This window comes from Sphingobacterium micropteri (assembly GCF_014692515.1).
GTDB classification, from domain to species: domain Bacteria; phylum Bacteroidota; class Bacteroidia; order Sphingobacteriales; family Sphingobacteriaceae; genus Sphingobacterium; species Sphingobacterium micropteri.
Genome location: NZ_JACOIK010000023.1, coordinates 1 through 7,652, shown reverse-complemented (window position 1 = coordinate 7,652; position 7,652 = coordinate 1). Strand labels below are relative to the sequence as shown.

Below are 7,652 nucleotides of genomic sequence, written 5' to 3'. Positions count from 1 at the left end.
GAAAGAAAAAAAATCACTAAGTTTGAAAAGTTAATACAATCCAGTTGTAAAATAGCTCGGGTTATTGGTCACTATATCTGGTGTACTTTCGTCCGGAACCCGTGGTGTACTTTTGTCGGAATATTCAGGCAAATATTGCTACGGTAAAACACCGAAAGATACCTGGGAAGAAAGTATCTATCTTGCAAAAGAGAAATTATTACATACTCATTCCCAAAACGTTGTATCTTTGCCAATGTCGGATGAAGTAGAAACGGCACCTTATCAGAAGCATCCTTTCAACAATAACCCGACCCAACAGAATGATGAAGGGGAACGTAAATCCCCCTCCAACAACTTTTTTATACAGAAAACAACTGAGGCAATAAAACCCTTAAAAATCTAGTAGAAAAATTGCCCAACTGTCAGATTAAGTCTTAACTTTTACAATTGATACAAAGATAGAAACCGAGAAAAATATTTTAGATAAATACCATTCTCAAAAACAATATTTGTTACAGAACCTGTTTATATAAACAGGTTCTGTAACAAATGCTTTTTCTGTATCTCATATTGCTCAAGTAGTTTACTTTCTACAGCTATTTTGGTTGATAAGCTCCCCAAAGCTAATACAACTTTTTCTTGTTCATAAAGGTTAGTAATTTTCACTTCAAATTTTTCCAAAGTAGATTTTTGAATATTGGGTAACCCAGAACCTACACGAAGTGCCATAATTTTATTTTCGTTGGCTTTCAAATAATAGTATAGATATTTGTTTTTAATGATTTTATCGATATTGTTTAGTGTATAACAATGTCCTCCGCTCCAAAATTTAGTATGGTTATATTGAACATATCCACAAGAATTTCCACCTTCACTTATAGAAATAATTTCTGCATCTGAATTGTATTCAGAATGGTAACCAGATGGTAATATTCCGCCATTCATTACATAATAAATTCCTGTTTCAGATAATTTGGAGGCATTTATTTGCTCTCCTTTTTTTATAGTGCAGAGTGATTTTAAAGGAAGAATAGAAAACTGAAATCGATTGAGTTCAAATATTTTTTGATAAAGCCCTTTAATTAAGGTTTCTAATTGTTTAATTATTTTGTTTTGGGTTTGGATTCTTTCGTCAAATAAAGCTAAAAATGTAGAAATTCTATTTTGCTCCTCCAACTTTGGAAAACTTAAAGTCAGAGTAGCTAATTGGCTTGAGTAAAGATGTACTACTGAAATTCCTTGTGCCAAATTGGCTATCTCCATTTTCTTTTTATTATTCAAATAATAAGATAGAAACACTCCATTATTCTCGGTTTTGATAATATTCAAATCACCTCCTAATGCAATGCCAGACTTCAATACACATGAAGCTGTTGCAATATCAATTGTTGTTTCTCCCGATGCAGGAATGATAACATCATTAACCTCACTTAAGACTAAATTAGATGTATCAACATTAGTCTTGGATTTTATATCATTGATTACTTCTCCGTAATATGTGTATAGTTCTCCATATCTAATACATTCAGTAAGTCCGTTTTCGGCAATATCGCTTTTAGAAATGCCTTTTCCCTTGGAAAACGTTGCAATCTCCCCCAACTTCTTTGTTTCCCATTCCCCTTCAAAGCCCGGAAATCTCAAAGGGGGAACATTGACTAACTTATATCCTCAAGGTTTAAAAAACCTTAATTGCTTTCCTTTGATATTAATTTAAAATTTAAGCAAAATGAATAAAAAACGAATTTCAGAAGTGATCACACTTTGGAAAGTAGACAAGAAGCAGTATGTCAAGAAATCAAGCTTTTCAGCTTATACACTTCTGATTGAAAATCATTTACAACCTGTTTTTGGTGATCAATTTGTTATTGAAGAGGCTGATGTACAAAGTTTTGTGTTCCAGAAATTGGAATCAGGTTTGAGCCATAAGACAATTAAAGATATACTGATTGTGCTGAAGATGATTCTCAAATTTGGTGCAAAACATAAATGGTTGGATTATACCCCTTTTGACATACAGTTTCCTACAGAGCGTGAAAAACACAATATTGAAGTATTAAGCCGGGCAGATCAGAAAAAAATAATGAGCTATATACAGGAACATTTTACATTCAGAAATTTAGGAGTTTATATCTGCTTGAGTGCAGGTATGCGTATTGGAGAAGTGTGTGCATTAACATGGCAGGATATAGATACAGATAACGGTGTTATCAGTGTTAATCGTACGATTCAACGTATTTATGTGATTGAAGAAGGAAACCGTAGAACGGAACTGATTTTAGATACGCCAAAAACCAAAAACTCCATTCGGGAAATTCCAATCAGTAAGGATTTATTGAAGATATTGAAGCCATTTAAAAAAATTGTCAATCCATCATTTTTTGTTTTGACAAACGATGCTAAACCTACAGAACCCCGAACATACCGTAGTTATTATAAAAACTTAATGAAGGAGCTCAATATGCCGGAACTAAAATTTCACGGTCTAAGGCATAGCTTCGCCACAAGATGTATCGAAAGTAATTGTGATTACAAGACTGTAAGTGTACTTTTAGGGCATTCTAACATCAGCACCACTTTAAATCTCTATGTTCATCCTAATATGGAGCAAAAGAAGAAAGCTATTGAGCAAATGTTTAAGACATTAAGGTAGTTAAGAGTTGCTAATTATGAGTTATGAGTGCATTTTTTGCTATATTTGTTCAGTACGAAAGTTAGTATCATAACTCATAATTTCTAATTTATAAATGCATCAAGAACTGCCTAAATTCCATGAAACCTTTAATCCGATTCTGGAGATTTTATCAAACGGAGAAGTAATTCATACAAGGGTGATGCAAAAGAGGGTGATTGAAAAGTATTACGCTCATTTACCCAAAGAACTTCTTGAAGAAACGACAAAATCTGGAGAGAACTTAATCAATAATAGAATTGCTTGGGGAAAATCTTATCTTAAAAAAGGCGGGTATATTCATTACCCTTCAAGAGGAAATGTACAAATTACGGAAAAAGGAATTGCTCAGAAAACACATTTAAGTTTAAATAGCTTAGAGCAGGAAAGTTCTTTAATGGATTTTTATCAAACAGAAAATGATAAAAAATCAACAGAAATAAAGAAAATATCGAATGCTTCTCCCCAGGATTTAATTGATGAAGGCTTTAATCAAATTGAGAAGGAAACCAAGAACGAACTTCTTGAAAAGTTGAAAGAAATAGATCCCTATTATTTTGAAAAAGTTATTTTGATTTTGTTAAAGAAGATGGGGTATGGAGATTTTATTGAAACTACAAAATCTTCTGACGGAGGAATTGACGGAGTTATAAATGAAGATAAACTCGGCTTGGATAAGATTTATATTCAGGCAAAAAGATTTACAGAAAATAAAGTCCGTGAAAAAGACATCAGAAATTTCATTGGGGCAATGAGTGGTGACACTAACAAAGGTGTTTTTGTGACAACCTCTTTATTTGATAAAGGAGCAGAGGAAAAGGCTAAAAACGCACATCACAAAATAATTTTGATAGATGGTAATAAATTGGTTGATTTAATGCACGAATATAATGTTGGTGTACAAATAAAAGCAACTTATGAAGTAAAGCATTTAGACGAAGATTTCTTTGTAGAACAGTAAAATAGCATCCATAAATCCATACCATGGCATTCACCGAAGATAATATATCACAAATTCCTGCGCTCAAACTACTTATTAATCTGGGGTATGATTACTTATCCCCCAGCGAAGCCTTACAACTTCGTGAAAATAGAGAAAGTAATGTTATTTTAACTGATATTCTCAGAGAGCGTTTGATGCATATCAATGATATTAAAATCGGAAGTAAAAAAACGAAGTTTGAATCAACAAATATTGAAAAAGCAATCCAGAAACTTCAGGATATACCACTTTCTGAGGGATTGGTACAAGCTTGTAATCAAATTTACAATTTGTTGGTATTTGGACATGCTTTAGAACAATCTATTGATGGTGACAAAAAAAGTCATACAATTCAATATATTGATTGGGAAAATCCTACTAACAACTATTTTCACGTATCGGAAGAATTTTCGGTATTACGTACAGGACGAAAAGATACGTACCGACCAGATATTTCTTTATTTGTCAATGGTATTCCGTTAGCTATTATAGAATGTAAAAGTCCAACAATCAAAACGCCTATTCACGAAGCAATTTCTCAACATATCAGAAACCAACAAGAAAATGGTATTCGTAATTTATATGTATATAGTCAGGTATTATTAGCAACCTCTTTGTTAGAAACTAAATATGCCACCACCAATACTAAAGAAGAGTTTTGGGCAATCTGGAAAGAGAAGGAAGTACAGTTTATTGACGGTTTAGATGATTTAGTAAATACCGCTTTATCAAAGGATATAGAAGCAAAACTTTTCTCGAATCCGGATATTAGAACTAAATCAGACCATATTGCATACCAAGAAAAGTATCAACAATACGTAGCACCTACCCAACAGGATATTTTTATCCAAGGTTTGTTAAGTCCTGAGCGTTTATTAGCTATTGTTAAGGACTTTATTCTGTTTGAAGCTGGTGTTGTCAAAAAAATTGCCCGCTTTCAGCAGTTCTTTTCCATCAACAAAATCATTGAACGGATAAAACCCGTTCGTAACGGTAAAAGAAAGGGAGGTGTTATCTGGCATACACAAGGCAGTGGGAAATCTTTGACAATGGCAATGCTGGCTCGTAAAATTCAAGACACTATAAATAATCCTCAGATTATTTTAGTGACAGATAGAATTGATTTAGACCGACAAATTACGTCTACATTACAAAAAGTAGAAGTAGATGTCATCAATGCCGCATCTGGTAAACAACTAGTGAGCTTACTGAAGGGCAATGGTGATTTTGTAACAACTACTATTATCAACAAGTTTGATGCAGCAGTCAAAAGTTTGTCAGATAATCAATTAACCAGTCACAATATTTTTGTGTTAATTGACGAAGCTCACCGAACACAACATGGTATTTTTAATGTGAATATGGAAAAAGTATTGCCTAACGCTTGCTTTATCGTATTTACAGGAACGCCGTTGATGAAAAAACAAAAAAATACAGCGAATAAATTTGGAGGTATAATAGATACGTATCCCATCTCAGAGGCGGTTGAAGATGGGGCTATCGTACCTATTTTATATGAAGGAAGGTTGGCAGTACAGGACGTAAATCGAAAGGTGCTCGATAAAAATGTGGATATGGTGATGGAAGATCTGGAAGAATATCAACGTGCCGATCTGAAAAAGAAAATGAGCCGGGCAGGCTTGATTACCAAAACGGAACAAAATATTCACGAAATTGCGAGGGATATTAGTCAGCATTTTTACTCAAATTGGGGAGATGGAAATAAAACAACAGGAATACACTCAGGATTCAGAGGTATGGTGGTGTGTCCAGATAAATTAACTGCCGTTAAATACAAGAAAGCATTTGACCTTATCGGGAAAGTAAAAACGGAAGTAGTCATGTCGGCTCCAGATACACGAGAAAATAATGAAGATGTACACAGCTCTGAATCGCCCGAAGTCACTCAATATTATGAGTTATTAAAAACCAAATACGGTCAGCGGATCGATGAAGATATCATACAACAATACGAAAAAGGAGAAAATATCGAATTACTGATTGTTATTGATAAGCTTCTTACCGGGTTTGATGTACCTCAGACGATTGTGATGTATTTATGCCGTAAGTTACGAGAACATACATTACTTCAAGCTATTGCCCGAGTAAATAGAGTTTTCCCCGGAAAGGATTATGGATACATAATTGATTATGCTGGAATAATGCAAGAACTTCAGGAAGCTTTGGAGAATTATTCTGGAGATGATAATTCTTTTGATCCAAAAGATCTGGCAGGTTCTTTAACAGATATTTCTGAAGAAATAAATAAATTACCCCGTGCTCATACTGATTTGTTGAATATTTTCAAAACCATTAGCAATAAGCAGAATATTGATGAATATATCGTCTTTTTATCTGACCAGTCTATAAGAGATGATTTCTATACTAAATTTAATATTTTTGCCAGAATACTAAAGGTAGCATTATCTTCTATTGACTTTCATAACCAAACATCGGAGCAAGAAATTAAGCAGTATAAAGACGATCTTAAAAAATTTGCAGGTATTCGTGTCGCAGCAAATTCGATTTATCTCGATAAAATCAGTTTTACACAATACGAAAAGCAATTGCAGAAATTGCTCGATCAACATGTCATTACGGAGGAAATCATTCGTTTAGTAGAACCTTTGGATATTTTAGATACTGAAGCCTTTGCTGAGGAAGTTGAAAAATTGGTAGGACCAAGAGCTAAAGCTGAAAAAATTGCAGCGGCAACTTCAAAATATTTATCTATCAATATTGATGCTAATCCTGCGTTATTCAAAAAACTATCTGAACTAATCAGCGAAACGATTGCAGAAATGCGTGCTAATCGCCTGTCTGAAATTGAAGCATTAAGAAGGTTGACCGACTATAAAGAACAAGCTACAAAAGGTTTTTCTGATGATATTCCTGAAGATATTAAAGATAAAAGTAGAAACATCGCAGTTTTTCAGTTGCTAAAAAAAGAAAGTGATTTAATCAATAAAGAAGTAGAAATTACAAAAATGTTTGATGAAATTGTTTCAAAATTTGAAGTTGTAGACTGGCATAAACGCACTGATATTATCAATAAAATCGAATTAGATTTTGGAGATTATTTAATGGATGTGTTTCATCTTTCTGTTTCGAAAGCAGATGAATTGACAAAAAAATTAATTGATATTGCCATCGCAAACAGATAATGAAAGAAAGCATTCAATACGGAAAACAAGAGATCGAATTTGAATTGCAATACGCTAATCGCAAAACGATTGGTGTAAAAATATTGCCAGACACTTCTGTCTTTGTAGTAGCTCCATTAGAAATATCGTTGGAAAAAATTAAAGAATCACTTTTAAAAAAAGCCCACTGGATATGTAAACAACAGTCTTATTTCTTGAATTTTGATGCAACGCAAATCTCCTATGAAATAAAATCGGGATATTCTATTTTATATTTAGGAAGGCAGTATAAATTAGTTGTTGAAAAATCTGACAAGGAAGAAGTTACCTATAAAGGAAATCTGTTTTTAATTACAGTAAAAAATAAGGAAAAAGCACAAATGCTTTTCGATGAGTGGTTAAAACAACGAGCTCACAGTAAAATAAGCGAAATAGCAAAACCTATCATTAAAAAATTTTCAGAACGCTTCAAGGCTCCTAATCACATTTATTTTCAGGATATGCCCACCCGATGGGGAAGTTGTACCATTAAAAATAAATTGATCTTCAATCCTAAATTAATTCACACACCTAAAAGGTGTATCGAATATGTCATTATGCATGAATTGTGTCATACGGTTCACAAACACCATAATCAGGATTTTTTTGATTTACTCACTTTGATGATGCCTGATTGGGAGAAAAGAAAGGAAAAATTAGATTCATTTGCTTGATTCCAAAGATTCTGCCTACTGTTGTTTATTCATAATATGTAAAAGTTAAGACTTAATCTGACAGTTGGGCAATTTTTCTACTAGATTTTTAAGGGTTTTATTGCCTCAGTTGTTTTCTGTATAAAAAAGTTGTTGGAGGGGGATTTACGTTCCCCTTCATCATT

At 33.2% G+C, this 7,652-nt stretch carries 6 protein-coding genes; 5 read left to right on the top strand and 1 reads right to left on the bottom strand.

From position 1 onward, the window contains the following. Nucleotides 1-64: 64 nt before the first annotated feature. Entirely contained in the window at nucleotides 65-385 is a 321-nt protein-coding gene (locus tag H8B06_RS20395; RefSeq protein WP_190996036.1) for a hypothetical protein, read from the top strand. A 122-nt stretch (nucleotides 386-507) separates the two neighbouring features. Here H8B06_RS20395 and H8B06_RS20390 read toward each other — a convergent pair whose 3' ends face one another. After that, nucleotides 508-1,623 carry a restriction endonuclease subunit S gene (locus H8B06_RS20390; RefSeq protein WP_190996035.1) on the bottom strand — a complete coding sequence of 372 codons (1,116 nt, stop codon included), beginning with the start codon at nucleotides 1,621-1,623 and terminating at the stop codon, nucleotides 508-510. Nucleotides 1,624-1,708: 85 nt separating this feature from the next. Here H8B06_RS20390 and H8B06_RS20385 point away from each other — a divergent pair, with 85 nt between their 5' ends. The 4 genes from H8B06_RS20385 to H8B06_RS20370 all read left to right on the top strand — a co-directional run bounded on the left by H8B06_RS20385 (nucleotide 1,709) and on the right by H8B06_RS20370 (nucleotide 7,488). Further along, entirely contained in the window at nucleotides 1,709-2,632 is a 924-nt protein-coding gene (locus tag H8B06_RS20385; protein WP_190996034.1) for a tyrosine-type recombinase/integrase, read from the top strand. A 94-nt stretch (nucleotides 2,633-2,726) separates the two neighbouring features. Then, on the top strand, nucleotides 2,727-3,611 hold the full coding sequence (locus tag H8B06_RS20380; RefSeq protein ID WP_112375725.1) for a restriction endonuclease: 885 nt from the start codon (nucleotides 2,727-2,729) through the stop codon (nucleotides 3,609-3,611). 23 nt (nucleotides 3,612-3,634) lie between these two features. After that, nucleotides 3,635-6,796, top strand: coding sequence for a type I restriction endonuclease subunit R (locus H8B06_RS20375; protein WP_190996033.1), 3,162 nt, complete (start codon nucleotides 3,635-3,637; stop codon nucleotides 6,794-6,796). Then, on the top strand, nucleotides 6,796-7,488 hold the full coding sequence (locus H8B06_RS20370; RefSeq protein WP_190996032.1) for a M48 family metallopeptidase: 693 nt from the start codon (nucleotides 6,796-6,798) through the stop codon (nucleotides 7,486-7,488). The genes H8B06_RS20375 and H8B06_RS20370 overlap by 1 nt, the downstream gene beginning before the upstream one ends. Nucleotides 7,489-7,652 lie beyond the last annotated feature (164 nt).

Excerpts from the sequence above, each read along its gene's own strand:
- H8B06_RS20385 (WP_190996034.1), top strand. The coding sequence starts at position 1,709 with ATGAATAAAAAACGAATTTCAGAAGTGATCACACTTTGGAAAGTAGAC.
- H8B06_RS20380 (WP_112375725.1), top strand. The coding sequence starts at position 2,727 with ATGCATCAAGAACTGCCTAAATTCCATGAAACCTTTAATCCGATTCTG.
- H8B06_RS20375 (WP_190996033.1), top strand. The coding sequence starts at position 3,635 with ATGGCATTCACCGAAGATAATATATCACAAATTCCTGCGCTCAAACTA.
- H8B06_RS20370 (WP_190996032.1), top strand. The coding sequence starts at position 6,796 with ATGAAAGAAAGCATTCAATACGGAAAACAAGAGATCGAATTTGAATTG.